This is a genomic window from Paracoccus sp. PAMC 22219 (assembly GCF_000787695.1).
Taxonomy (GTDB): domain Bacteria; phylum Pseudomonadota; class Alphaproteobacteria; order Rhodobacterales; family Rhodobacteraceae; genus Paracoccus.
The window spans coordinates 20496-45465 of sequence record NZ_BBPH01000069.1; the positions used below are offsets into that span (position 1 = coordinate 20496).

General features: G+C 67.6%; 18 protein-coding genes, 1 tRNA gene and 5 pseudogenes. 7 read left to right on the forward strand and 17 right to left on the reverse strand.

From position 1 onward, the window contains the following. Window positions 1–100 precede the first annotated feature (100 nt). A complete protein-coding gene (locus tag TY51_RS08315; protein WP_231558970.1) occupies window positions 101–1456 on the reverse strand; it encodes an ATP-binding protein in 1356 nt (451 codons plus the stop codon). Between the two features lie 34 nt (window positions 1457–1490). On the opposite strand from TY51_RS08315, the gene TY51_RS08320 reads away from it, so the two are divergent. Then, window positions 1491–2351 (forward strand): MBL fold metallo-hydrolase, encoded by an 861-nt coding sequence (locus TY51_RS08320; protein WP_042248242.1) that lies wholly within the window; start codon window positions 1491–1493, stop codon window positions 2349–2351. Between the two features lie 60 nt (window positions 2352–2411). After that, window positions 2412–2486: transfer RNA gene (locus TY51_RS08325), tRNA-Asn, on the forward strand. Between the two features lie 168 nt (window positions 2487–2654). Here the strand turns inward: TY51_RS08325 and TY51_RS08330 are convergent. The 3 genes and pseudogenes from TY51_RS08330 to TY51_RS08340 all read right to left on the reverse strand — a co-directional run bounded on the left by TY51_RS08330 (window position 2655) and on the right by TY51_RS08340 (window position 4353). Next, window positions 2655–3568: pseudogene (locus TY51_RS08330) on the reverse strand (MYG1 family protein). A 73-nt stretch (window positions 3569–3641) separates the two neighbouring features. Further along, window positions 3642–3953, reverse strand: a complete 312-nt coding sequence (locus tag TY51_RS08335) for an ETC complex I subunit (protein ID WP_042248244.1) — start codon at window positions 3951–3953, stop codon at window positions 3642–3644. An 85-nt stretch (window positions 3954–4038) separates the two neighbouring features. Then, the gene (locus TY51_RS08340; RefSeq protein ID WP_042248249.1) at window positions 4039–4353 is read right to left on the reverse strand and encodes a hypothetical protein; all 315 of its coding nucleotides are present in this window, start codon (window positions 4351–4353) and stop codon (window positions 4039–4041) included. Window positions 4354–4425: 72 nt separating this feature from the next. Here TY51_RS08340 and TY51_RS08345 point away from each other — a divergent pair, with 72 nt between their 5' ends. Then, window positions 4426–4707, forward strand: a complete 282-nt coding sequence (locus tag TY51_RS08345) for an I78 family peptidase inhibitor (RefSeq protein ID WP_042248252.1) — start codon at window positions 4426–4428, stop codon at window positions 4705–4707. Here TY51_RS08345 and uvrB read toward each other — a convergent pair. From uvrB to coaBC, 10 genes and pseudogenes are all read right to left on the reverse strand, one after another. Beyond that, on the reverse strand, window positions 4704–6890 hold the full coding sequence (gene uvrB / locus TY51_RS08350; protein WP_042248256.1) for an excinuclease ABC subunit UvrB: 2187 nt from the start codon (window positions 6888–6890) through the stop codon (window positions 4704–4706). The genes TY51_RS08345 and uvrB overlap by 4 nt on opposite strands. Window positions 6891–6945: 55 nt before the next feature. After that, a complete protein-coding gene (locus TY51_RS08355; RefSeq protein ID WP_042248258.1) occupies window positions 6946–8163 on the reverse strand; it encodes an FAD-binding oxidoreductase in 1218 nt (405 codons plus the stop codon). Between the two features lie 101 nt (window positions 8164–8264). Beyond that, complete coding sequence (locus TY51_RS08360; protein WP_042248261.1) at window positions 8265–9476, reverse strand: cysteine desulfurase; 1212 nt, start codon at window positions 9474–9476, stop codon at window positions 8265–8267. Then, window positions 9473–10066, reverse strand: a complete 594-nt coding sequence (locus tag TY51_RS08365; RefSeq protein WP_042248264.1) for a Yip1 family protein — start codon at window positions 10064–10066, stop codon at window positions 9473–9475. The genes TY51_RS08360 and TY51_RS08365 overlap by 4 nt, the downstream gene beginning before the upstream one ends. After that, window positions 10063–10581, reverse strand: coding sequence for a hypothetical protein (locus TY51_RS08370; RefSeq protein WP_231558971.1), 519 nt, complete (start codon window positions 10579–10581; stop codon window positions 10063–10065). Before TY51_RS08370 ends, TY51_RS08365 begins: the two co-directional genes overlap by 4 nt. Further along, window positions 10554–11845: pseudogene (locus tag TY51_RS08375) on the reverse strand (SufD family Fe-S cluster assembly protein). Before TY51_RS08375 ends, TY51_RS08370 begins: the two are co-directional and overlap by 28 nt. Before the next feature lie 41 nt (window positions 11846–11886). Further along, complete coding sequence (sufC, locus tag TY51_RS08380; protein ID WP_042248266.1) at window positions 11887–12642, reverse strand: Fe-S cluster assembly ATPase SufC; 756 nt, start codon at window positions 12640–12642, stop codon at window positions 11887–11889. Window positions 12643–12718: 76 nt separating this feature from the next. Next, window positions 12719–14239: a Fe-S cluster assembly protein SufB gene (gene sufB, locus TY51_RS08385; protein WP_042248268.1), complete on the reverse strand. Its 1521-nt coding sequence runs from the start codon at window positions 14237–14239 to the stop codon at window positions 12719–12721. Between the two features lie 16 nt (window positions 14240–14255). Continuing rightward, the gene (locus tag TY51_RS08390) at window positions 14256–15311 is read right to left on the reverse strand and encodes a cysteine desulfurase family protein (protein WP_042248270.1); all 1056 of its coding nucleotides are present in this window, start codon (window positions 15309–15311) and stop codon (window positions 14256–14258) included. Beyond that, window positions 15308–16491: pseudogene (gene coaBC / locus TY51_RS08395) on the reverse strand (bifunctional phosphopantothenoylcysteine decarboxylase/phosphopantothenate--cysteine ligase CoaBC). The gene TY51_RS08390 and the pseudogene coaBC overlap by 4 nt, the downstream one beginning before the upstream one ends. Before the next feature lie 125 nt (window positions 16492–16616). On the opposite strand from coaBC, the pseudogene TY51_RS08400 reads away from it, so the two are divergent. After that, a pseudogene (locus TY51_RS08400) lies at window positions 16617–18127 on the forward strand (YifB family Mg chelatase-like AAA ATPase). On the opposite strand, the gene gshB reads toward TY51_RS08400, so the two are convergent. From gshB to rsmI, 3 genes are read right to left on the reverse strand one after another with little or no spacing between them, the layout of a single operon-like run. Continuing rightward, window positions 18124–19074 (reverse strand): glutathione synthase, encoded by a 951-nt coding sequence (gshB, locus tag TY51_RS08405; protein ID WP_042248275.1) that lies wholly within the window; start codon window positions 19072–19074, stop codon window positions 18124–18126. The pseudogene TY51_RS08400 and the gene gshB overlap by 4 nt on opposite strands. A 60-nt stretch (window positions 19075–19134) precedes the next feature. After that, a complete protein-coding gene (locus TY51_RS08410; RefSeq protein ID WP_042248278.1) occupies window positions 19135–19497 on the reverse strand; it encodes a YraN family protein in 363 nt (120 codons plus the stop codon). A 10-nt stretch (window positions 19498–19507) separates the two neighbouring features. Next, window positions 19508–20434: a 16S rRNA (cytidine(1402)-2'-O)-methyltransferase gene (rsmI, locus tag TY51_RS08415; RefSeq protein WP_081994810.1), complete on the reverse strand. Its 927-nt coding sequence runs from the start codon at window positions 20432–20434 to the stop codon at window positions 19508–19510. 111 nt (window positions 20435–20545) lie between these two features. Between rsmI and TY51_RS08420 the strand changes: the two genes are divergently transcribed. The 3 genes and pseudogenes from TY51_RS08420 to murJ all read left to right on the forward strand — a co-directional run. Then, complete coding sequence (locus tag TY51_RS08420) at window positions 20546–21751, forward strand: penicillin-binding protein activator (RefSeq protein WP_042248281.1); 1206 nt, start codon at window positions 20546–20548, stop codon at window positions 21749–21751. A gap of 22 nt (window positions 21752–21773) precedes the next feature. Beyond that, window positions 21774–24526 (forward strand): annotated as a pseudogene (locus TY51_RS08425) ([protein-PII] uridylyltransferase). Next, window positions 24523–24970, forward strand: a 448-nt coding sequence (murJ, locus tag TY51_RS08430; RefSeq protein ID WP_304413099.1) for a murein biosynthesis integral membrane protein MurJ, incomplete at its 3' end; no start/stop codon positions are given. The pseudogene TY51_RS08425 and the gene murJ, both read left to right, overlap by 4 nt.

The window sequence follows — 24970 nt, forward strand, 5'->3', positions numbered from 1 at the left end:
GCCGCGGCCCCGTCATGGCGACGCGCGGCCTCTGCATGCGATCAATCTAGGGGTGTCGCCCCCCACGTTCAATATGACCGCAACAATGCCATCTATTTCATCAGCGCGGAATGACGATCTCTGCCCGCAGACCGCCCAGACGGGGCCCTCGGCCAAGGCGCAATTGCCCGCCATGCGCGCGCGCCACGTCGGCGGCGATGGCCAGGCCCAGCCCCGCCCCCTGCGCGCTGTTGCGGCGCCGCGACGGGTCCAGCCGGGTAAAGGGGCGCATCGCCGCGTCCAGGCTGTCCTCGGGGATGCCCGGACCGTCATCCTCGATCCCGATCCGCAGGCTGCGCGGGCCAAGAGACGCGTCCATCTCGGCCCGGCTGCCATAGCGGACGGCGTTGCCGATCAGGTTCTCCAGCGCGCGGCGCAACATGTCGGGGCGAAAGGTCGCCAGCCCTTGGGGATCGCCCTCGAACTGGACCAGGCTGGCCTGCTGGCCCGCCCGCTGCGCATCCGCGACCAGCCCCTCCAGGAACCCGGCGGCGGCGACGGGCTGAGGCGCGCTTTCCTGTGCGTCGTCGCGGGCATAGTCCAGAAACCCGTCGACCATGCGGTTCATCTCGGCAATGTCGGCCTCCATCGCGCTGATGTCGCCGGGTTCGGGGGGCATGTCGGGGCCGATCATCGACAGGCCCAACCGCATCCGCGTCAGCGGCGTGCGCAGGTCGTGGCTGATCCCCGACATCATCAGCTTGCGCTGATCGTTCTGGCGTTCCAGCCGGTTGCGCATGTCCAGAAACGCGGTGCCTGCGCTGCGCAGCTCGACCGCGCCTGACGGGCGATAGGGCACGATGCGCCCCTTGCCGTATTCCTCGGCCGCATAGGCCAGCCGCCGGATCGGGCGCAGCTGGTTGCGCAGAAAGATCATCGCGATCCCCGTCATCAGCAACGACGTGAACACCATCAGCACCAGCAATTGGTGCGGGTTCGACGCGCTGACCCGCCGCCGCTCGAAGCTCAGCGCATAGGGGCCGTGCGGCCCGTCCAGCGCCACCGAAACCCGGCGGTCGTTGCTGGCCAGATCGACCGAGATCACCTGCGGCAGCGCGTCGCGCAGCACTTCCGTCACCACCCGCCCCGAGAAATCATAGAACAGCCGCTGATCCTCAGCCGGCGCATCGACCGGCAGGGCCAGCTCCAATTCCAGAGGGCGAGCCACCGAAACCCCGGCGCGGCGCGCGGCATCGGGCGTGGCGGCACTGTCGATCAGCCGCGCGACAAAGGTCAGCTCGTGCGACATGCTGGCGGTCATCTGCCGGGTGACGCCCTCGAAATGGCGCTGCAGGAACATCACGCTGACGACGGTCGTGACCACCACCACCGGCAGGAACAGGATCAGCGCCGCCCGCGCATACAGGCCCCGCGGGACCAGCTTTCGCATCTGCGTGGCGTCGGCATTGTTCGACATGGCGGCCTCCTGCGTTGCGCGCTAGGCTAGCCCCATGACCCCGCCTGCGAAAGAGCCGCTGCAGATCCTGGCCCCGAATCCGTCCCCCCTGACCGGGCCGGGCACGACGACATTCCTGCTGGGCGACGCCCATGTCGCGGTGATCGACCCCGGCCCCGACGATCCCGCCCATATCGAGGCCATCGCCCGTGCCGGACGCGATCGCATCGGCCATATCCTGATCACCCACGCGCATCGCGACCACAGCGCCGGGGCCGCTCGCCTGTCCCGCCTGACCGGCGCACCGGTTCTGGCATTCGGCGACGCGCATGCCGGGCGGTCGGCCCTGATGGCCCGCCTGGCCGATGACGGTCTTGGCGGGGGAGAGGGTCTGGACCACGCCTTTGCTCCCGATCAGCACCTGCGCGACGGACAGGTCATCGCCACGCCCGACTGGACGCTGACCGCGCTGCACACGCCCGGCCATGCGGCGGGGCACCTGTCGTTCCAATGGGGCGACCGGATCTTTTGCGGCGATCTGGTGATGGGGTGGTCTTCGACGCTGATCTCTCCGCCCGACGGGGACCTGAGCGCCTATTTCCGCTCGCTGGACCGGCTGGCCGCGCTGGCACCGCGTGTCCTGCTGCCCACCCACGGGCCGGCGATCGCCGCGCCGCTGCAGCGCATCGACGAACTGGCACGCCACCGCCGCGACCGCACGGCCCAGATCCTGGCCGCCCTGCGCACCCGCCCCGATTCCGCAGCGGGCTTGGCGCGTCGCATCTATGCGGTGCCGGAACAGGTCCTTCCCATCGCCACGCGCAACGTCCTGGCCCATCTGATCGCCCTGTCCCAGATCGGAGCCGTTGATTTTCCCGGTATTTTGTCGGCCGAGACGGTTTTTTCGACCGCATGACAAAAAACCCCAGAACGCCACTGGACGCCCCTGACCGAGGTTGCTATATCCGCCCCGTGTTCCGGCGTAGCTCAGCGGTAGAGCAGTTGACTGTTAATCAATTGGTCGTAGGTTCGATCCCTACCGCCGGAGCCAGACCCAGCTAAGACGTTGCTGGGGTTTGGATAAACACACAGGCGCCGGACAGACGGCGCGCCATTCTCCCCACTCGATATTCGCATGCAGGCGACATTCTTCAGCTTTGCGTGCCGCCCGCCACCCCGCAGTGACCGAACTGCAGGGTGACGAGGTATCGCCTGAAAGTCACACGGCGCTTGCCGTCACCGCAAGGTCCGCCAGCCGCAAAGCCGCTTCGCGATCGGCGGCGACGGCGATGAAGCGGGCATTGTGGCAAAAGCGCGCGCCGGGGACGCCGGATGCGGCCTCGAACGCGGCGTCGGTCAGACCGGCCCAGGCCTCGGGCAGATCAGCGCGCAGGGTGAAGCCGTCGGCGTCGCGGCGGATGCCGGTCAGGGCCCAGTCCGTCTCGCGGGGATGGATCACGAACAGCAGATGGTCGGCACCGGCCGCGGTGATCGCCGATCGGAACGGCATTCCCATCGGCAGCTCAAGCACGCGGCCGTCGCCGGCGGCGGCGATGGCGGCCATCACCACGGCCTCGGCACGGTGCTTGGCGGCCTTGCGGGCCACCGCGGCCTCGACAAAGGCGCGCGCGATGGTCACCGCGCCGGCAAAGGCACGGTCATCCGCATCAGCGCTACGGTCGTCGAAGACGGGCTTGAGGCTCTCCAGCAGCATCGGCAGGGACAGGTCGGCCAGCGGCCCGGTCGGCGACAGCGCGCCGTTGTCGACCAGGTCGATGGGCAGCACCAGGTCGGCGTCGATACCGGCATGGATCGCGTCGACATCCGACGCGGGCACCTGCAGCGCGGCCAGATAGTCGCGCCCGAACTGCCGCCAGATCAGCCCGAACGAACTGTAAGGCTGGCCGTCATCGCGCAGCGGCGGCGATTTCTGGTGGTGGTCAAAGATCATCCGCGCGGCATCGAAATCGCGGCCCACGTCATAGATGATCCGCCCTTCCGCAGGCGTGATCCAGTCGGCGTCGCGCGTGCGCAGGATCCGCGCCTGCGGATGCAGCCGGGTCAGGATGACAGAGGACAGGACCTCGTCGCGTGGAAGCCGCCGGAATGGGTGACAAGATGCGTGACGGTCATGGGATGTCCCTCAAATGCAGATGACCGCCCGGGGGCGGTCAGCAGGAAATGCGTGTCGATGACGGGTGCGGCCTCAGTGGCTCCAAGGCTCGCGGCGGTCGGTGGCGAAGTTTTCGCCATAGCCGCGGGGGCGGATGTTGGTGCCGCGGCGGTGCGGTTCCTGCACCACGAATTCCAGGCCGTGATCGCGGGCGTAATCCTCGGCCTGCTTGCGGGTGTCGAACCGCAGGCGCACCTGGCTTTGCGTGTCGCCGCTGCTGGTCCAGCCCATCAACGGATCGACCTCGCGCGCGTCGGCGGGCGGAAACTCCAGCACCCAGCCCTTGGTCTTGGCGGTACCGGACTGCATCGCGGTGCGGGCGGGCTGATAGATGCGCACGGGCATGGAATATCCTTCGGATTGACTGTCCGCTGTATCGCGAAATCCGGGCGGCGGATCAAGCCCCCTGCCCCGGTCACGCCGACGCAGCTCACGGCTGCAGGGCGTCGGGCAGATCGGAAAACGGCACGCTCAGCTGGGCCGCGCCGCTTTGCTTGTCCAGCAGGCAGACCGACAGCTCTGCAGGCAGGTCCGGCAGCGTCGTGACGACCAGCGCCAGCGCGTGGGTTTCCGTGCCGTATTCGTTCGGCGTCACGGACAGATCGGCATCAGGCGCGGCATGTTGTGCAACGCGCGTGCATTCCGCAACCGTGCGGTCACGTAATTCGGCCCATGCCTCGTCCGTCGAGGATTGCGCCATGGCCGGCCAGAATGCCACCATCGCCACCAGAACCGTATGTTTCATTTTCTTGCCACCGGAACAACTGAACATGGTCCACGTTGGCATTCCAACACGCCGTTGTCACATGAGAGAGACGTGATCATGACCCCCTTTCGCCACCCGGCCCTTCGCGCGTCGCTGCTGATGCTGGCCTTGGGGGCCTGCGCCGGCAGCCCCTATGACGTCGACGCCCGTCAGTGCGACCTGTCCCAGCACCAGGCCCTGGTCGGGCGCAACATCGGCGAAGTGCTGCTGCCCCCGAACCTGCGCAAGCGCGAGGTGCATACCCAAGGCGTCATGACGCGCGATTTCAATCCCGCGCGCCTGACCATGTTCCTGGACGCCAAGGGCTGGATCGCCCGGGTGGAATGCAGCTAGCGGCCGCGCTTGGACCGCTTGTTGCCGCCTCGCTGACCCGCGCGCCCGGCGGTCGAGCGTCCCGATGACTTGACGGCGGCCTCGGCCGCCTCCTCGATCACCGATTGCCGCGCCATCGGATCGTCCGAGATCGCCAGGTCCACCGCCTCCAGCCGCTTGACCTCGTCGCGCAGGCGGGCGGCCTCCTCGAACTCCAGGTTCTCGGCGGCCTTGCGCATCTGGGTCCGCATCGCGTCCAGATGGGCGGCCAGATTCGCGCCCACCATCGGCTTGTCCACGCGGGTGGTGACGCGCGACTGGTCGGTATCGCCCTGCCACAGGCCGGCCAGCACATCCTCGACGTTCTTGCGGACGGTCTGGGGGGTGATACCGTGCAGCTCGTTATAGGCGATCTGCTTTTCGCGACGACGTTCCGTTTCCGCCATCGCGCGTTCCATGCTGCCCGTGATGCGGTCGGCATACATGATGACGCGGCCATCCTCGTTCCGGGCGGCGCGGCCGATGGTCTGGATCAGCGACGTCTCGGACCGCAGGAAGCCCTCCTTGTCGGCGTCCAGAATCGCCACCAGCCCGCATTCGGGAATGTCCAACCCCTCGCGCAGCAGGTTGATGCCCACCAGCACGTCGAAGGCGCCAAGGCGCAGATCGCGCAGGATCTCGATCCGCTCGATCGTGTCGATGTCGCTGTGCATATAGCGGATCTTGATGCCCTGTTCGTGCAGGTATTCGGTCAAATCCTCGGCCATGCGCTTGGTCAGGGTGGTGACCAGCGTGCGGTATCCGGCGGCGGTGACGCGGCGCACCTCGTCCAACAGGTCGTCGACCTGCATCTCGACGGGCCGGATCTCGATCTTGGGGTCCAGAAGGCCGGTGGGACGGATGATCTGTTCGGCAAAGACGCCGCCGGTCTGGTCCATCTCCCATTGCGCGGGCGTGGCCGACACGAACACCGACTGGGGCCGCATGGCGTCCCATTCCTCGAACTTGAGGGGTCGGTTGTCCATGCAGGACGGCAGGCGGAACCCGTGTTCCGCCAGCGTGAACTTGCGCCGAAAGTCGCCCCGATACATGCCGCCGATCTGCGGCACGGACACGTGCGATTCGTCGGCAAAGACGATGGCGGTGTCCGGAATGAACTCGAACAGCGTGGGGGGTGGTTCGCCCGGCGCGCGCCCGGTCAGATAGCGGCTGTAGTTTTCGATGCCGTTGCAGACGCCGGTGGCCTCCAGCATCTCGATGTCGAATGCGGTGCGCTGCTCCAGACGTTGCGCCTCCAGCAGCTTGCCCTCCTCGGTCAGCTGCTTCAGGCGCATGGCCAGTTCCTGCTTGATGCCCTTGATGGCCTGCTGCAGCGTCGGGCGCGGCGTCACATAGTGGCTGCTGGCATAGATGCGGATCTGCTTGAAGCTGTCGGTCTTGACCCCGGTCAGCGGATCGAACTCGGTGATCGCCTCCAGCTCGTTGCCAAAGAAATCGAACCGCCAGGCCCGGTCCTCAAGGTGGGCAGGCCAGACCTCGACCAGATCGCCGCGCACGCGGAAGGCACCGCGCTGGAAACTGGTATCCAGCCGCTTGTATTGCTGCGCCACCAGCTGGCCCAGGAACTCGCGCTGGTCATAGCTGTCGCCCACGACCATGTCCTGGGTCATCGCCGAATAGGTCTCGACCGAGCCGATGCCATAGATGCAGCTGACCGATGCCACGATGATCACGTCATCGCGCTCCAGCAGCGCCCGCGTGGCGCTGTGGCGCATCCGGTCGATGGCCTCGTTGATCTGCGATTCCTTCTCGATATAGGTATCGCTGCGGGCCACATAGGCTTCGGGCTGATAGTAATCGTAGTAGCTGACGAAGTATTCGACCGCGTTGTCGGGAAAAAACCCCTTGAACTCGCCGTACAACTGCGCCGCCAGCGTCTTGTTGGGCGCCAGGATGATCGCCGGGCGCTGCGTCGCCTCGATGATCTTGGCCATGGTGAAGGTCTTGCCCGTCCCCGTGGCCCCCAACAGCACCTGGTCGCGTTCGCCCGCGCCGACGCCGGCCACCAGTTCGGCAATGGCCGTGGGCTGATCGCCCGCCGGTTCAAATTCGCTTTTCAGCACAAAGCGCTTCCCGCCCTCCAGCTTGGGGCGGGTCACTTCGGGAACGCGCATCACGGGCGCGTTGGTGTTGTTGTGACCCATGAGGTTCCTGATCCGTTCGGAGTTGCCCTCAAGATGTGATGGCAGCCCCCCGGTTTCAACCGCGTTTGAGACGCGCCGGCTGAAGTTCCGCCCAGCCCTCGCCGCCCGAGAGCTCATCCGCCAGGATTTCCGCCGTGACGGGCCCGAGGGTGAAGCCCTGGTGCCCGTGGCCGAAATGCGCCCACAGGTTCGGCTGGTCCGGCACGCGACCCACGACGGGCAGCATGTCGGGCATGCAGGGGCGGCGGCCGGTCCAGGGCTCGGCCTCGACCGCGGCGCCGATGTCGAACAGCTCGCGCGCGGCCTTTTCGCCGTGGCGCAGCTGCGGCGGCGACAGGCGCGGATGGGGGGTCAGCTCGGCAGCGGTGGCGATGCGCAGGCCGCGACGCATGGGCGACATCACGACCGAATTGCCGAAATCGGCGATCGGGTGATGGGGCGGCAGCTCCATGTGGTAATGCTTGTGATAGCCGCGCTTGAACACCATCGGCACCTTGAGGCCGAACCGCTGCGTCAGCATCGGCGACCAGGGCCCAAGCGCGATCACCGCGTGTTCGCCCGTGGCCTCGTCCGCGCGCCAACCCGCGCCGTGACGGTGCAGATCGCCCGCGTCGCCGTTGACGATGCGCCCGCCATTCTTCTGGAACAGCGCGGCATAGCTGGCCACCAGGCCGCCCGGATCGGCACAGTTCCAGCTGTCTGACCAATGGGTCGCACCCTCGACCTCGATGCGGATGGACGGCTCCATCGCGCGCAGCTCCGCGCCGGTCATCAGGCGGGCCTGCACGCCGAATTCGGTCGCGAAACGGTCTGCGGTCTTGCGGGCAACCTCCATCTTGGCGGGGGTGCGGTGAATCTCGATATAGCCGTTGCGGCGGATGATGTTGTCGGCGCCCGAGGCCGCGATCAGCGGGCCGTGGCGGTCTGTCGACTGGCGGATCAGCTTGCCCCACGTCACCGATGCGCGCCTGTGTGCGGCTGGCCGCGAATTCAACGCATAGGTCGCCACCGCGCCCAGCTGCGACAACAGCCCCTGCGGCGTCCATTTCACGTCATAGCCGCGCCCCAGGGCGATCTGGAACAGCGCGCCGGGCGACAGAGGCATGGCATAGGGCTCGACCGCCTCGGTCTGGATCAGGCCTGCATTGCCATAGCTGGTTTCCCGCCCCGGCACGCCGCGTTCGATGATGGTGACGTCATGCCCGCGCGCCTGCAGGGCCAGCCCGGTGCTGACACCCACCATACCCGCACCCAGAACCAGAACCTCGGCCATTGCTGCCCCCATCGCTGATGATGGGTCAGGGATGCAGACATTCCCGGCGTCCGGCAAGATTTATCGGGCATTCTTCGACACCTTGGAAATCTTTGCAAGAATCAGCCGAAAAGCTCGCGGCAGAAGATCAATCCTTCGACCAGCGCGTCCACATCTGCCTGCGTGTTGTACATCGCAAAGCTGGCGCGGGCGCTGGCGTTGATTCCCAGATGCTCCATCAGGGGCATGGCGCAATGGCTGCCGGCGCGGACCGCGATCCCCTTCTTGTCCAGGATGGTCGACATGTCATGCGCATGCGCCCCGTCCATCGTCATGGAAAAGATCGCGCCCTTGCCCGGCGCATCGCCCTGCACCTGCAGCCAGTTCAACTCGCGCAGGCGGTCGCGGGCGTGGTCGCGCAGGGCACGTTCATGGGCGGCGATGTTCTCCATCCCCAGGCCCATCATGTATTCCAGCGCGACGCCCAGGCCGATCTGGTTGACGATGCCGGGCGTGCCCGCCTCGAACCGCAGGGGCGGGTCGTTATACGTGACGGTGTCGCGGCTGACGGTGCGGATCATGTCGCCGCCGCCCAGGAAGGGCCGCATCTCGGCCTGACGGTCGGCGCGGATCCAGATCGCGCCCGACCCGGAGGGGCCGTACAGCTTGTGCCCGGTGATGCAGTAGAAATCGGCGCCAAGCGTGGACAGGTCCACCGGCATGTGGACCGCGGCCTGCGATCCGTCCACGACCATCGGCAGATCGGTGCCGCGACGGATCGCGGCGATGTCCACGACCGTTCCGGTCACGTTCGACATATGCGTCAGCGCCAGCATCCGCGTGCGCGGCGTGATCGCGGCCAGCACCTTTTCCGGCGGCAGGCTGCCGTCGGCATCGGGTTCGACCCATTTCAGCACCACGCCCTGGCGTTCGCGCAGAAAATGCCACGGCACGATGTTGGCGTGGTGTTCCAGCAGGGACAGCACGATTTCGTCGCCCGCCTGCAGGCGCGGCGCGGCCCAGCCATAGCTGACCAGGTTCAGCGCCTCGGTCGAGCCGCTGGTAAAGATCACCTCGTCGACCGCGGGCGCGTTCAGGAACCGCGCGATGATGCCGCGGACGCGTTCGTAATTGTCGGTCGCAAGGTTCGACAGGTAATGCAGGCCGCGATGGACGTTGGCGTATTCGCCCTCGTACGCGCGGCTGATTGCGTCGATCACGACGCGGGGTTTCTGCGCACTGGCGCCGTTGTCCAGATAGACCAGCGGCCGCCCGTTCACCGTCGTGGACAAAATCGGGAAATCGGCGCGGACGACGTTGACGTCAAAGGTCATTGCGGCATCTCCGGCATGAGGCCAAGCGCGGCCATGAAGAACGACAGCACGAATCCCATGACCAGCAGCGTGCCGAACATGACCAGCAGCACCTTGGGGCCGCTGGTGAAGCCGTGCAGGGCCTTGGTGAACTGCACCGTCAGCCACAGGAACAGCGCGACCGCGATGATCCCCAGGATCCCCGCCAGTGCCGGCAGGGCCAGCGACAGCACGATCTGTGCCAACTGCACGATCAGCAGCATCACCTCGATCCAGACCGTCAGCAGCAGCGCGTCCTCGAACCGCCCATGGCCGCCGAACATGCGCCCGACGCCGGCCATCAGGCCCGCGCCAACCACGATCGCGACCAGCTGCATCCCGGCCAGGACCAGCGGCTGTCGGCTGATCGAAAAGACCGCCGCACCCTCGTCCGCGGGCAGCGGGAACAGCAGGGTCGAGGCATAGGCCAGCAGCCCCGACAGCGACACCGCCAGCACCAGCGCCATCCAGCGCACCTGCATCGGCCAACCCTGGTCGATCAACCAGCGGGCCGCCTGTTCGGGATTGCGCAGGGTCTGGCGCGTCAGCGCCTTGAAGTCGTCGAAGGTCATTTGCGTCTCGCCAGCGCCGCGATCCCGGCGCCCCAGATGAACAGGAATCCCGCGCCCGCCACGGTGCGGGTCAGGGTCAGCGCGGGGGACGGGCCGATCAGCCCTGCCACCATCCCGCCCAGCAGCGTCGCGGGCGCCACCGCCAGCAGCGCCCAGAACAGCGCCAGCCGCGCATGGCGCGGGTCCAGCCGCCACGGGGTCGCCCGGCTGAGAAGCCCGGTCAACCCTGCCACGGCATAGGCCACGAGCGGCATCATGAACATGGTGCCAAGGGCCGCACCCCCGATCCGCGCGTCCAGCGGGATCGACGGGTCCAGCTGCGCCGCACGCGACAGGCCCGGCGCCTGACCGACCAGCGTGATCAGCATGGCCAGCATCAGCACGACCAGCAGCGTGCTGTCGGGCATGGCCGACAGGCCCCGCACCACGCGGCGCGGGGCCCACCAGCTTTCCAGCACGCGCAGCACCATCCCGCCGCGCGGACCGGTCATCCGTTCGGGCGGTCGGTCAGCCACGCATCCAGCCGTTCGTTGATCTCTTCGCGCAGGCTCTCGTCCTCGACCTCGGACAGGGCGTCGGCCAGGAAGGACAGAACCAGGAACACGATGGCCCGGTCATAGGGCACCCCGCGCGAACGCAGATAGAACAACGCCCCCTCGTCGATCGCGCCCGTCGTGGACCCGTGCGAACACTTGACGTCGTCGGCATAGATCTCAAGCTCGGGCTTGGCCAGAAACTGGCTGGCCTCGTCCAGCAGCAAGGCCTGACTGATCTGATAGCCGTCGGTCTTCTGCGCGCCGTTCTTGACCAGGATCTTACCTTGGAACACACCGGTGGCGCCGTTCTTCAGGACCTTCTTGAACACCTGACGCTTTCGCCGCGCAGCGCGCCATGGGTCACGAAGACGGTGTCGTCATGGTGGAACGGGCCGACATTGCCGTCGCCCAGAACCGCCGCCGCGACATGCGCCACGGCGTCGTCGCCGACCATGTCCACGATCGCCTCGTGGCGCATGGTGGTGCCATTCACGACCAGCGCAAAGCTTTTCAGCACCGCGCCCTCGCCCACGCGGGCGAACAGGTGCGACAGGCCGACCTTGGGGTCGATCGCGCGCTTGGCGGTGATATGGTGCAGCGTGGCGCCCGGCAGCAGATCGACCTCGATCATGCCGTTGGACCGTGCGCCGACCATGCCGCTTTCCAAAAGCGTCAGTTCGGCCCCCGATTCGATCCGGATGACGTGATGCCAGATGGCATCCGCGCTGTCCGACCCGCGACGGTGCAGCACATGCACCGGACGCGAGGGCTTGCCGGTCACGCGGATCAGCAGGCCGTCGGCCGCGACGGCCGTGTTCAGCGCCGCGAAGGGACGCTTGACCGGGGTCTGGCCCGCCAGTTCCAGCGTGCCGTACAGATCGGCGGCCCAATGGTCGCCCGCGCGATCGGCCTGCGCGAGGGTGGCGATCTCGATCCCCTCCAGCGACAGGTCGTCCGATGCGGCAGCGTCGAACGCGCCGTCGACAAAGACGAGCGTCAGCTTGTCGCGTGCGGCGAACAGGGGCGATTCCACCCCGGCATCGATGGCCAGCGCCTGCGGCTCGGGCGCATTGAACGGCCGCGGGTCGGTATAGCGCCAGTATTCGTCGCGGGGGCCAGGCAGGCCCGTGGACCGCAGCCGCGACAGCGCATCGGCGCGTGCGGCGGCGGTGAACCCGCCCGCGGGCAGGTCAAGCGCGGCCAGCCGCGCGTCCAGCGCGTTGGCGGGCTTGGGTGCGCCCATGACCTGCGGGGTCTGGATTTCCTGAACGGCAGATTCGGACATCAGCCGGCCTCCGCCAACAGGTCGCCATAGCCGTTCTCTTCGACTTCCAGCGCCAGTTCCGGGCCGCCCGACTTGATGATGCGGCCGTTGGACATGATATGGACCACGTCCGGCTTGATGTGGTTCAGCAGGCGCTGATAGTGGGTGATGACCAGAAAGCTGCGGCCCTCGCTGCGCAGTGCGTTCACGCCCTCGGACACCAGGCGCATGGCGTCCACGTCCAGACCCGAATCGGTCTCGTCCATGATGCACATGCGGGGTTCCAGCATGGCCATCTGCAGGATCTCGTTGCGCTTCTTCTCGCCGCCCGAAAAGCCCACGTTGACGGGGCGCTTCAGCATGTCGGGGCTGATCTGCAGCTCGGCCGCCTTGGCGCGCACGACCTTCAGGAACTCTCCGGCGGTCAGTTCGGCCTCGCCGCGCGCCTTGCGCTGCGCGTTCACGGCGGTGCGCAGGAAGGTCATGTTGCCGACGCCCGGAATCTCGACCGGGTACTGGAACGCCAGAAACAGGCCTGCGGCCGCACGCTCCTCGGGCTCCATGTCCAGCAGGCTCTCGCCGTCCAGCGTGGCGCTGCCGTCGGTGACCTCATAGCCGTCGCGGCCCGACAGGACATAGGACAGCGTGGATTTCCCCGACCCGTTCGGACCCATGATCGCATGGACCTCTCCGGCCGGAACCTCCAGCGTCAGACCCTTCAGGATCTGCTTGTCCTCGTCTTCAAGTTTGACGTGCAGGTTGTTGATTTTCAGCATATTTCCCTCAAACGGCAAAGGCGCCACCGGGGCGCCGCATCTATGGTGGCCGGGCCCGTTGGCCCGGCCGGAATGATCAGCCCACCGAGCCTTCAAGCGAGATCGCGACCAGCGCCTGCGCCTCCATGGCGAATTCCATGGGCAGCGCCTGCAGCACTTCGCGGCAGAACCCGTTGACGACCAGTGCCACGGCCTCTTCCTCGTCCATCCCGCGCGACCGGCAATAGAACAACTGGTCGTCGTCGACCTTGCTGGTCGTGGCCTCGTGTTCCACGCGGCTGCTGCTGTTCTTGACCTCGATATAGGGCACGGTATGCGCCCCGCACTTGTCGCCGATCAGCAGGCTGTCGCACTGGGTATAGTTGCGGCTGTTCGTGGCGCGCGGGTGCATCGTGACCAGCCCGCGATAGGTGTTCTGCGCCTGACCGGCCGAGATGCCCTTGGACACGATCCGCGAGCGGGTGTTCTTGCCCAGGTGGATCATCTTGGTGCCGGTGTCGGCCTGCTGCCAGTTGTTGGCGATGGCGATCGAATAGAACTCGCCCTGGCTCTCGTTCCCACGCAGGATGCAGGACGGGTATTTCCAGGTGATCGCCGATCCGGTCTCGACCTGCGTCCACATCACCTTGGCCCGGTCGCCCCGGCAATCGGCACGCTTGGTGACGAAGTTGTAGATGCCGCCCTTGCCGTTCTCGTCGCCCGGGAACCAGTTCTGGACGGTCGAATACTTGATCTCGGCGTCTTCCAGGATCACCAACTCGACGACGGCGGCATGCAGCTGCGTCGTGTCGCGCTTGGGGGCGGTGCAGCCCTCCAGATAGCTGACATGCGCGCCCTTGTCGGCGATGATCAGGGTGCGCTCGAACTGTCCGGTGTTTTCCGCATTGATGCGGAAATAGGTCGACAGTTCCATCGGGCATTTCACGCCGGGCGGGATGTAGACGAACGATCCATCCGAGAACACGGCGCTATTGAGCGTCGCGAAATAGTTGTCCGACTGCGGCACGACCGAGCCCAGGTACTTGCGCACCAGTTCGGGATGCTCGCGGATCGCCTCGCTGATCGAACAGAAGATCACGCCGGCCTTGGCCAGTTCGTCCTTGAAGGTCGTGCCCAGGCTGACGCTGTCAAAGACGGCGTCCACGGCCACTCGGCGACCCTCGGCGGGCGCGTCCTCGGCGCCCTCGACACCGGCCAGGATCATCTGCTCGCGCAGCGGGATGCCCAGCTTGTCATAGGTCGCCAGCAGCTTGGGGTCCACGTCGTCCAGCGACTTGGGCTTTTCTTCCATGCTCTTCGGGCGCGCGTAGTAATACTGGTCCTGATAGTCGATCTCGGGATAATTCAGCATCGCCCATTTCGGCTCGGTCATGGTGACCCAACGGCGATAGGCTTCCAGCCGCCATTCGGTCATCCATTCCGGTTCCTGGTTCTTCTTCGAGATCAGACGGACGATATCCTCGTTCACGCCCTTGGGGGCGTAATCCATCTCGATCTCTGTGTTCCAGCCGTATTTGTAGCTGCCCATGTTCTGGACAGTCTCGACCGTTTCCCGGTCTACGCCTTCGCGCACGTCAAGATCGGTGATGTCCGTCATCCTTCAGTCCTTTTCCTCAAATGGCCGCGGTCGGTCCATTCCTGTCGCGCCAGCGTGAATACGCCTTTTCCCAGGCATCCGCAAATCGGTTGATCTGATCGTCCCCAACAGCGGGGCTTATCGAGATCCGGATCGCCGATTGCGCAAGCTGATCGTCAAATCCCATCGCCTGCAGGGCACCGCTGGCCCGGACCTTGCCGGACGAACAGGCGGACCCCGCCGAGATCGCAAAGCCTGCCAGATCCATCTGCATGACCTGGGTTTCGCCCTTCCAACCCGATGTAAGAAGGCATGTCGTGTTCGGCAAGCGGCGGGCTGCCTTTCCCACGATCACCGCGCCGGGCGCGATGTCGCAGATCCGCGCCTCCAGCGCGTCGCGCCGTTCCCGGACCGCATCCCACAACCCGGCGTCCAGATCGCGCTGCGCGGCGGTGGCGGCGGCAGCAAAGGCCAAGATGCCGATCAGGTTCTCGGTCCCCGCACGGCGGCCCTGTTCCTGCCCGCCGCCCTTGATCAGCGGCGGCAGGTCGGTGCCCTTCCTCAGGATCAGCGCGCCGATGCCCTTGGGCCCGCCCAGCTTGTGCGCGCTGACGAAGCCCGCCGTCACGCCCATCCAATTGAACGCCATCGGCACCTTGCCGAAGGCCTGCGTCAGGTCGCTGCTATGCAGCCCCTGCGGCAGGTCCTGCATCACGCCGGTCTCGTTGTTGGCCAGCTGCAGGCTGGTCCGCGCGGGGTCGGTGACGGTGACGATGCCATCGCCGTCGACCGCCAGATCGGCCTCGCACCAGACCTTGACGGCGCTGTGTTCCACCGGCGCGCAGTGATGCCCGCCCTGTCCCAGCACCATCGCCGCAGCCTCGGTCGCGCCGGCGGTAAAGACCACGTCCGCCCCGTCCGCGCCAAGGGCCACGGCGACCTGCTCGCGGGCACGCTCCAGCGCCATCTTGGCCGCCCGCCCCTCGGTATGGACCGATGACGGATTGCCCGAAATCTCCAGCGCCTCGGTGATCGCGGCCTTGACCTCGGGGCGCAGCGGCGTGGTGGCGTTCCAGTCCAGATAGGTTCTCATGCCAGTGCCTCTGCGATGCGCGCGGCCAACAGGGCCGCCACGGCGTGCTTGTCCATCCGCGGCCAGTCCTCGGCGCCACCTTCGGTGATCAGCGTGACGGTATTGTGGCTGCCGCCCATGATGCCCGTCGCGGGACTGACATCGTTCGCCACGATCCAGTCGCAGCCCTTGCGCAACCGTTTGACCGTTGCATGCGCCACCACGTCCTGCGTTTCCGCAGCGAACCCCACGACCAGGCGCGGGCGCGCGCGTCGCGGCTGATCCACGCAAGGATGTCCGGGTTCTCGGCCATCTGAAGGCTGGGCAGGTCGCCCGTCTTCTTGATCTTCTGGTCGCTGCCGTTCAGCACGCGCCAATCGGCCACCGCCGCCGCCATCACCGCCGCATCCGCTGGCAGCGCCGCCGCGACCGCATCCCGCATCTGCTGCGCCGTTTCCACCGCGATCACGTCCACGCCCTGCGGCGCGGGCACGGATGCCGGGCCGGTGACAAAGCTGACCCGCGCCCCCAGGTCGCGCAAGGCCGCGGCAATCGCCGCCCCCTGCGCCCCGCTGGAGCGGTTGGCGATGTAGCGCACCGGGTCGATCGGTTCATGCGTCGGCCCCGAGGTCACGATCACATGCCGCCCCGTCAACGGCCCGCCTGTCAGCGCAGCGCGGATCGCGGCCACGATGGCCTCCGGCTCTGCCATCCGACCGGGTCCGTATTCGCCGCAGGCCATGTCGCCCTCGTCCGGACCCAAGATCAGCACGCCGTCCCCGCGCAGCGTGGCCAGGTTGCGCTGCGTCGCGGGGTGGTCCCACATCCGCACGTTCATCGCCGGCGCGATCAGGACGCGTTTGTCGGTTGCCAGCAGCAGGGTCGATGCCAGATCACCCGCCAGCCCGTGGGCCATCTTGGCCATCAGGTCAGCGGTGGCAGGGGCCACAACCACCAGATCAGCCTGCCGCGACAGCTGAATATGGCCGATCTCGGCCTCGGCGCCCTGATCCCACAGCGTGTCGTGCACCGGCTCTCCGGCCAGCACGGACAAGGTCATGGGCGTCGTGAACTGCGCGCCCGCAGATGTCAGCACGGGCGTCACCGACGCGCCCGCAGCGCGCAGCAGCCGGATCAGCGCCGGCGCCTTGAAGGCCGCAATTCCGCCGCCCACGATCAGCAATATCCGCTTGCCCTGCATGCGCCACCCCCATCGGTCCTGCGCCCCAGATAGCGACGCGGGGCCGCTGCCGCAAGGAAAGCCCGCCCGTTAACCCTTCCTTAACGCCGCTGCCGTTAACCATTCCGGGACAACCGAGGGGTAACATGGTCGCCATCGCCTATTCCGTGGCCTTCGAAGGCATCGAGGCCCGCCTGGTCGAGGTGCAATGCGCCGTGGCCGCGGGCCTGCCCGGCTTTTCCATCGTGGGCCTGCCCGACAAGGCGGTCAGCGAGGCCAAGGAACGCGTCCGCGCGGCCTTTGGCGCGCTGGCCATCGCCCTGCCGAACAAGCGGCTGACCGTGAACCTGTCGCCCGCCGATCTGCCCAAGGAGGGGTCGCATTTCGACCTGCCCATCGCGCTGGCGGTGCTGGCCGCGCTGGACATCGTGCCGCGGGACGAACTGGCGCGCTGCGTGGCGCTTGGGGAACTGGCGCTGGACGGGCGGCTGGTCGCGGTCGCGGGCGCCCTGCCCGCCGGCGTGGCCGCCGCGGATGACGACCGTGCCCTCATCTGCCCCCGCGCCTGCGGACCCGAGGCTGCGTGGATCGAACAGGTCCCGGTGCTGGCCGCCGACACCCTGCGCGCCGTGGTCGATCACCTGACCGACCGCGCCCCCATCGCGCCCGCCCGCCCCGGCCAGGTCGTCGACGGTCCTCACCCCCTGTGCCTGTCCGACGTGCGCGGCCAGGAACGCGCCAAGCGCGCGTTGGAGATCGCCGCAGCGGGGCGCCATCACCTGCTGATGGTCGGCCCGCCCGGCGCGGGGAAGTCCATGCTGTCGGCACGCTTGCCCGGCCTGATGCCGCCCCTGACCGCGCGCGAGGCGCTGGAGACGTCGATGGTCCATTCGGTGGCGGGCCTGCTGAAGAACGGCCAGATCTCGCGCCGTGCCCCGTTCCAAAGCCCGCATCACACCGCATCCTCGCCGGCCATCGTCGGCGGCGGCCCCAAGGCCAAGCCCGGCGAAATCAGCTTGGCCCATAACGGCGTGCTGTTCCTGGACGAGCTGCCGGAATTCGACCGCAAGGTCCTGGAAAGCCTGCGCCAGCCGGTCGAGACCGGAGAGGTCTTCGTCAGCCGGGCCAGCGCGCATATCCGTTATCCCTGCCGGTTCCTGCTGATCGCGGCGGCCAACCCGTGCCGCTGCGGCTATCTGGCCGATCCGGGCCGGGCCTGTTCGCGCGCGCCGGTCTGTGGGGACAGCTATCTGGGCAAGATATCAGGGCCGCTGATGGACCGGTTCGACCTGCGGCTGGAGGTGCCGGGCGTCAGCCTGCATGATCTGGACCTGCCGGCGGGCGACACGTCTGCCACCGTCGCCGCCCGCGTGGCGGCGGCACGCGCGGTGCAGGCGGACCGGTTTCGCGACCATCCCGGCGTGACGGTCAATGCCGACGCGCCCCCGCCGCTGCTGGACGTGATCGCGGCGCCCGATGCGGACGGGCGCGCGCTGATCCTCAAGCGTCGGAGAAACTTGGCCTGACGGCGCGCGGCTATCACCGCATCCTGCGCAGCGCGCGCACCATCGCCGATCTGGACGGGTCGGACCACGTCCTGACCCGCCACCTGGCCGAGGCGATCAGCTATCGCCTGCCCTTCGTCGCGGGGGGTTAGCCCTTGGCGGCCACGCGCCGCTCGATCGCCTCCCAGATGGCCTCGGCGGCGTTGATGCCGTCGAACCGCTCCAGCTCCTGGATGCCGGTGGGAGAGGTCACGTTGATCTCGGTCAGCCAGCCGTCGATGACGTCGATGCCAGTGAAGATCAGGCCCTTTTCGCGCAGGACGGGGGCGATCCGGGTGCAGATCTCGTATTCGCGCTCGGTCAGGCCGATCTGTTCGGCGCGCCCGCCGACATGCATGTTCGACCGGGCCTCGCCCTCCTGCGGGACGCGGTTGATGGCGCCCACGGGTTCGCCGTCGACAAGGATGATGCGCTTGTCGCCCTTGACCACGGCAGGCAGATATTTCTGCGCGATCATCGGTTCACGGTTGATGCCCGCAAAGGTCTCCAGCAACGCCGACAGGTTCGGGTCGCCGGGCTTGAGGTGGAACACCCCCGCGCCGCCATTGCCGTACAGCGGCTTGACGATGATCTCTCCGTGCCGCGCCCGGAACGCCTTGAAGGCGGCCGGGTCGCGGGCAATCATCGTGGGCGGCGTCAGGTCGGGAAAATCCAGCACCATCAGCTTTTCGGGACAGTTCCTGACCCAGAACGGGTCGTTGACCACCAGCGTGGCAGGGTGCACCCGGTCCAGCAGATGCGTCGAGGTGACGTAACCCATGTCGAAGGGCGGGTCCTGGCGCAGCCAGATCACGTCGAAATCGCCGGCCTCGACCTCGGTCCAGTCACCGAAGGTGACATGGTCGCCCTCGGCCCGGCGCAGGGTGACGGGGCGGCCGCGCACGACGATGCGACCCTCGTCATAGCGCAGCTGATCGACGGTGTACTGGAACAGCCGGTGGCCGCGGGCCTCGGCCTCCAGGCCGATGCGGAAGGTGCTGTCGGCGTGGATCGAGACATCCTCGATCGGGTCCATCTGCAAGGCGACGTAGAGGCTCATGGGGCCCTCCTGAATTTCGGTGATGTTGTGGCCCGCCGCCGGGCCGGATGCAAGACTGCGTCAGACCTCGCCGAAGGCGTTGGGGATCAGCTCGACCCGGCCCGTGGCGTCAACCAGCGCCACGTCGAAACGCATCGCGACCTCTCCGATGCCGTGGCGGTCGCAGTATTCCAGCGCGGCTTGGGTGATCCGGTGCATCTGTGCGGGCAGCAGGTGCAGGGCGGCGTCAGCATGGCTGCGCGACGCCTTGACCTCGACGAAGACCAGATCAGGGCCGTCCTGCACGATCAGGTCGATCTCGGCCCCCTGCCCGCGCCAGCGGGTCGCCAGCACCTGCACGCCGCGCTGAAGGTACAGGCGCAGAACCGCCTCCTCGGCCATGCGGCCGGACAGGTCGGCCACGCGGCCCCGGCCCACGCGCATGCCGCCCGGCTCAGTCACGATCGGCCAGTCCAAGCGCCAGCTGATAGACGTCGCGGCGTGGCAAGCCCAGTTCCTGCGCGGCCTCGCGGGCGGCGTCCTTGACGGACATGGTGCGCATATGCGCGGTCAGGACGGCGCGCACGCGGTCCTCGTCCATCTCGACCGGGGATGGGCGGTCCAGCACCATCACCACCTCGCCCTTCAGCGTGGCCATGCGCGGGTCGGCGGACAGGTCGGCTGCGGTGCCGCGGATCACCTCCTCGAACTTCTTGGTCAGCTCGCGGGCGATGACGGTGATGCGGGCAGGGTCGATCAGGGCCAGATCCTCCAGCGTGCGGGACACGCGGCGCGGGCTCTCGAACAGGATCAGCGTCGAATCGACCGCCATCCAGCGGCGCAGCCAGGTCTGGCGGGCGGACTGGGTGGGCGGCGGAAAGCCCAGGAACAGGAACCGGTCGCTTGGCAGCCCCGCCAGCGACAGTGCCGCCAGCGCCGACGACGGACCCGGCAGCGCATGGACCCGCGCCCCGGCCTCTGCCGCGTCCAGCGCCAGTCGATAGCCGGGATCGGCCACCAGCGGCGTGCCCGCGTCCGAGCAATAGGCGACGCTGGCCCCCTCGGACAACGCCGCCAGCAGGGCGGGACGCGCCCGGTCGCCGTTGTGGTCGTGATAGGACAGGATCCGCCGCCCGCGCAGCGGCACCCCGTGGATGTCCATCAGATGGCGCAGCACGCGCGTATCCTCGGCCGCCAGCATGTCGGCGCTGTTCAGCACGTCCAAAGCGCGCAGCGTGATGTCGCGGGCCGCCCCGATGGGGGTCGCCACCAGGTACAGGCCGGGGTCCAGGCGCGCGGCCTCGACATGGGCGGTCAGCCGGCGGGCGGGTTCCTGCGCGGGGTTTGGCCCAGGGTTTGGGGTGTCGCGGCGGTCGGTCATCCTGCCTCCGGTTCCGGCCCGCACGGGGCCGGCGCTGATTGCCAATCGCAAAGACAGGACATAGGCTGCCGCCATCCGCGCGCGTCATAACATAAAGCAGGGAAGTTTCACATGTCAGCCTTCGCCACAACCCGGCCTGCGGGTCTGCGCCATGTCCTTCTGAAGGCGGCGACCATCGCATCGGCCCTGTTCCTGGCGGCATGCGAACCGACCGGCGGCGCCAACCAGGCCAGCGGGCCTGAGACCGGACCCCTGATCGACCCGTCCGAACCGGTGCGCGTGGCGCTGCTGGCGCCGGGCGGGACCGGGTCGCAGGACCTGGAATGGCTGGCCCGCAGCCTCAAGAACGCGGCCCGCATGGCCGCGGCCGACGCGCAGGGCGCGACCATCGACCTGCGCGTCTATGACAGCGGCGCATCGACCGAAAGCGCCGTCGCGCAGGCCAATGCCGCCGCAGACGCAGGCGCGCAGATCGTGCTGGGCCCCCTGTTCGCCGAAGGCGCCAATGCCGTCGGCAATGCCATGAAGGCGCGCAACATCAACGTGCTGACCTTCAGCAACAACACCCAGGTCGCGGGCGGCAACGTCTTCATCCTGGGCAACAGCTTCGAGAACGTGGCCGACCGGCTGGTCGGATACGGCATGACGCAGAACAAGCGCAACGTGCTGGTCGTGGCGGAAAACGACGTGGCGGGCCAGTTGGGCGGCCGCGCGATCGAGGCCGCCATCGCCCGCAACGGCGCCCGCATGGCGGGCCGGGTGGATCACCCGGTCTCGATCTCGGGCGTGGACGGGGTGGTGCCGCGCATCACCCAGGCCGCGACGTCGGGGTCGATCGACGCGGTGTTCATGACCGCCAACAACCAGGCCGTGCTGCCCTATCTGACCGAACAGCTGGCCGCGGCCGGGGTCCGGTCGCCCGGCACGCAAATGATCGGCCTGACCCGGTGGGACCAGCCGTCGTCGCGCCTCGGCATGCCGCAGCTGGCCGAGGGGTGGTTCGCGATCCCCGACCAGACCCTGCAGCGTCAGTTCGAGGCCCGCTATGCCGGTGCCTATGGCGAGGCGCCGCACCAGCTGGCCTCGCTGGCCTATGACGGTGTGGCGGCGATCTCCTCTCTGGTGCGCAACGGACAGCGCAATGCGCTGACCACGACGGGCCTGACGCAGCGCGCGGGCTTTACCGGAGTCGGCGGCATCTTCCGCCTGCAGCGCGACGGCACCGTCCAGCGCGGGCTGGCGGTCGCCACCATCCGCGGCGGCCAGCTGGTCGTTCTGGACCCCGCGCCGCGCAATTCGCGCGGGCTGGGGTCGTGACCGAGGCCGGACGCACCGACAGATGACCATCGTCGCGGCCCGACCCGACCTGGACACCGACCAGCTGCTGGCCCGCCTGGACCGGCAGCTGGCGGGGACCACCGACCCCCGTCAGATCCGCGCGCAGACCGTGGCGATGCTGACCCTGACGCGGTCCGTGACGATGGAGGTGATCGAGGCCGCCTTTGCCACCCATCCCCGCGCCGCGCGCGAGACGGTGCGCGCCATCGCCATGCTGACCGACGCGCTGGTCACCGCGGTCCACCACGTCGCCACCACCCGCCTGCATCCCCAGCAGTCGTCGTCCGAGACGCAGCGCCTGGCCGTGCTGGCCGTCGGCGGCTATGGCCGAGCCGAAATGGCGCCCTCGTCCGACGTGGACCTGCTGTTCCTGACGCCGTGGAAGATCACCCCCTGGGCCGAAAGCGTCGTCGAATCAATGCTGTACATGATGTGGGATCTGAAGCTGAAGATCGGCCATTCGATCCGCAGCGTGGACGACTGCCTGCGCCTTGGCGCGGCCGACATGACGATCCGCACCTCGCTGGTGGAACACCGCCTGGTCACCGGCCACGCCCCCCTGGCCGAAGAGCTGCGCACCCGCCTGTGGGCGGAGCTGTTCGAACGCACAATCCCCGAATTCATCGAGGCCAAGCTGGAGGAACGCGCCGCGCGCCACACCCGCCAGGGCGGCCAGCGCTATGTCCTTGAACCCAACGTCAAGGAGGGCAAGGGCGGCCTGCGCGACCTGCAGACGCTGTACTGGATCGCGAAATACATCCACCGCGTGGACCGCGCGGTCGAGCTGGTCGATCTGGGCGTCTTCACCCGCGACGAGCATCTGGCCTTCTGGCAGGCCGAGGATTTCCTGTGGGCCGTGCGCAGCCACCTGCACCTGATCGCGGGGCGGCCGTCGGACGTGCTGTCCTTTGACATGCAGGTCGAGGTGGCGCGCCGCATGGGATATGTCGACACCACCGCTCGGCGCGCGGTCGAGTATTTCATGCAGGACTATTTCCGCCACGCCACCCGCGTCGGAGAGCTGACCCGCGTGTTCCTGACGGAACTGGAGACGCGCCACGTCCGCACCGCACCATTCTTGGGCCGCATCTTCCGCAGGCGCCGAAAGATGCGCGACGGGTTCATCGACCAGCAGGGACGCCTCTCCTACGAATCCGAAGCGACGTTCCTGGCCGACCCGCTGAACATCCTGCGCCTGTTCGAGGAGGCTTTGCGCACCGGCGTGCTGATCCACCCCGAGGCGCTGCGCCTGGTGGCCGCGAACCTGAACCGCATCGACGACAAGGTGCAGTCCGACCCCGAGGCGATCCGCATCTTCATGGACCTGCTGCTGCGGCACGGGAACCCCGAACGCGCGCTGCGCCGCATGAACGAATTGGGCGTGCTGGCCGCCTTCATCCCGGAATTCGAACCCGTCGTGGCGATGATGCAGTTCAACCTGTATCACCACTATACCGTCGACGAACATTCCATCCAATGCGTCGCCGCCCTGGCCGAGATCGAACGCGGCGAGCATCCCGAAGACCTGCCCCTGTCATCCGAGATCATCCACGCGGGCGTGAACCGGCGCGTCCTGTACCTGGCGACCCTGCTGCACGACATCGGCAAGGGCCGCCCCGAGGATCATTCGATCCTGGGCGCCCGAATCGCCCGGCGGATCGCGGCGCGGTTCGGCTTTGCGCAGGACGACATCGACACGGTCGAATGGCTGGTGCGCCATCACCTGCTGATGTCGGACGTCGCCCAGAAACGCGATATCAGCGACCCGCGCACCCTGCGCGATTTCGCCAAGGCGGTGAAGACGCGCAAGCGTCTGGACATGCTGCTGGTGCTGACTGTCTGCGACATCCGCGGCGTCGGCCCCGGCACCTGGAACAACTGGAAGGCCGCCCTGCTGCGCCAGTTGCACCAGGAAACCGCCGCCGCCCTGGAAAACGGGCTGGAGGAGCTGAACCGCGACCGCCGCCAGACCGAGGCCAAGCGGTCCCTGCGCCATCTGCTGATCGCCAAGAGCTGGGACGCCCGCACCATTCGTGCCGAACTGGGGCGCCATTACGACGCCTATTGGTCGGGCCTGCAGACTCAGACCCAAGCCGTCTTTGCCGACCTTCTGTCGGGCCTTGGCGCGGACGAGATCCGCATCGACCTGCGCGCCGATCCCGACCGCGACGCGACCCGCGCGGCCTTTGTCCTGTCGGACCATCCGGGCATCTTTTCGCGGCTGGCCGGGGCGCTGACGCTGACCGGGGCGAACGTGGTGGACGCGCGGACCTATACCACGCGCGACGGCTATGCGACCGCGGTGTTCTGGGTCCAGGACAGCGAAGGCCACCCCTTTGCCGAAGATCGCCTGCCCAAGCTGCGCCAGACCATCCTGCGCACGCTGGCGGGGGAAATCGTCGCCCGCGAGGCATTCGCCAGCCGCGACAAGCCGAAAAAGCGCAACCGCGAATTCAAGTTCCCGACCCACATCACCTTCGACAACGAAGGCAGCGACATCTATACCATCATCGAGGTCGACACCCGCGACCGCCCTGGCCTGCTGTACGACCTGACGCGGACGCTGGCCGCGAACCACATCCAGATTGTCAGCGCCGTCATTGCGACCTATGGGGCGCAGGTGGTCGACAGCTTCTATGTCAAGGACATGTTCGGCCTGAAGCTGCACAGCCTGCGAAACGCGACGGGCTGGAAAAGAAACTGCGCACGGCGATCGCCGACGGCGTGAAACGGGCCGAGGCTGAACAGGCATGAAATCCGGATTGGTGCGGGGGTTTCTCTCCGTCGGGCTATGGACGCTGATCTCGCGCGCGTCGGGTTTCGTGCGCGACATCCTGATGGCCGCCTGGCTGGGCACGGGCGCGGTGGCCGAAGCGTTCCTGATCGCGCTGTCCCTGCCCAACATGTTCCGCCGGTTCTTCGCCGAGGGCGCGTTCAACACCGCCTTCATCCCGATGTTCTCGAAAAAGCTGGAAGACCCCGACGACGCGCAGCGTTTCGCGCGCGAGGCGTTCTCGGGGCTGTTCCTGACGGTGCTGGCGCTGTCGGCGGTGGCGATGATCTTCATGCCGGGGCTGGTCTGGCTGATGGCGTCGGGGTTCGCGGGGGACGAAAGGTTCGACCTGGCGGTCGAATACGGCCGGATCACGTTCCCCTATATCCTGCTGATCTCGATGGCCTCGATGATCTCGGGCGTCT

Coding starts and splice junctions, on each gene's coding strand:
- TY51_RS08315 (WP_231558970.1), bottom strand. CDS start 1,456: ATGTCGAACAATGCCGACGCCACGCAGATGCGAAAGCTGGTCCCGCGG.
- TY51_RS08320 (WP_042248242.1), top strand. CDS start 1,491: ATGACCCCGCCTGCGAAAGAGCCGCTGCAGATCCTGGCCCCGAATCCG.
- TY51_RS08335 (WP_042248244.1), bottom strand. CDS start 3,953: ATGCCCGTGCGCATCTATCAGCCCGCCCGCACCGCGATGCAGTCCGGT.
- TY51_RS08340 (WP_042248249.1), bottom strand. CDS start 4,353: ATGAAACATACGGTTCTGGTGGCGATGGTGGCATTCTGGCCGGCCATG.
- uvrB (WP_042248256.1), bottom strand. CDS start 6,890: ATGGGTCACAACAACACCAACGCGCCCGTGATGCGCGTTCCCGAAGTG.
- TY51_RS08355 (WP_042248258.1), bottom strand. CDS start 8,163: ATGGCCGAGGTTCTGGTTCTGGGTGCGGGTATGGTGGGTGTCAGCACC.
- TY51_RS08360 (WP_042248261.1), bottom strand. CDS start 9,476: ATGACCTTTGACGTCAACGTCGTCCGCGCCGATTTCCCGATTTTGTCC.
- TY51_RS08365 (WP_042248264.1), bottom strand. CDS start 10,066: ATGACCTTCGACGACTTCAAGGCGCTGACGCGCCAGACCCTGCGCAAT.
- sufC (WP_042248266.1), bottom strand. CDS start 12,642: ATGCTGAAAATCAACAACCTGCACGTCAAACTTGAAGACGAGGACAAG.
- sufB (WP_042248268.1), bottom strand. CDS start 14,239: ATGACGGACATCACCGATCTTGACGTGCGCGAAGGCGTAGACCGGGAA.
- TY51_RS08390 (WP_042248270.1), bottom strand. CDS start 15,311: ATGAGAACCTATCTGGACTGGAACGCCACCACGCCGCTGCGCCCCGAG.
- gshB (WP_042248275.1), bottom strand. CDS start 19,074: ATGAGCCTCTACGTCGCCTTGCAGATGGACCCGATCGAGGATGTCTCG.
- TY51_RS08410 (WP_042248278.1), bottom strand. CDS start 19,497: ATGCGCGTGGGCCGGGGCCGCGTGGCCGACCTGTCCGGCCGCATGGCC.
- rsmI (WP_081994810.1), bottom strand. CDS start 20,434: ATGACCGACCGCCGCGACACCCCAAACCCTGGGCCAAACCCCGCGCAG.
- TY51_RS08420 (WP_042248281.1), top strand. CDS start 20,546: ATGTCAGCCTTCGCCACAACCCGGCCTGCGGGTCTGCGCCATGTCCTT.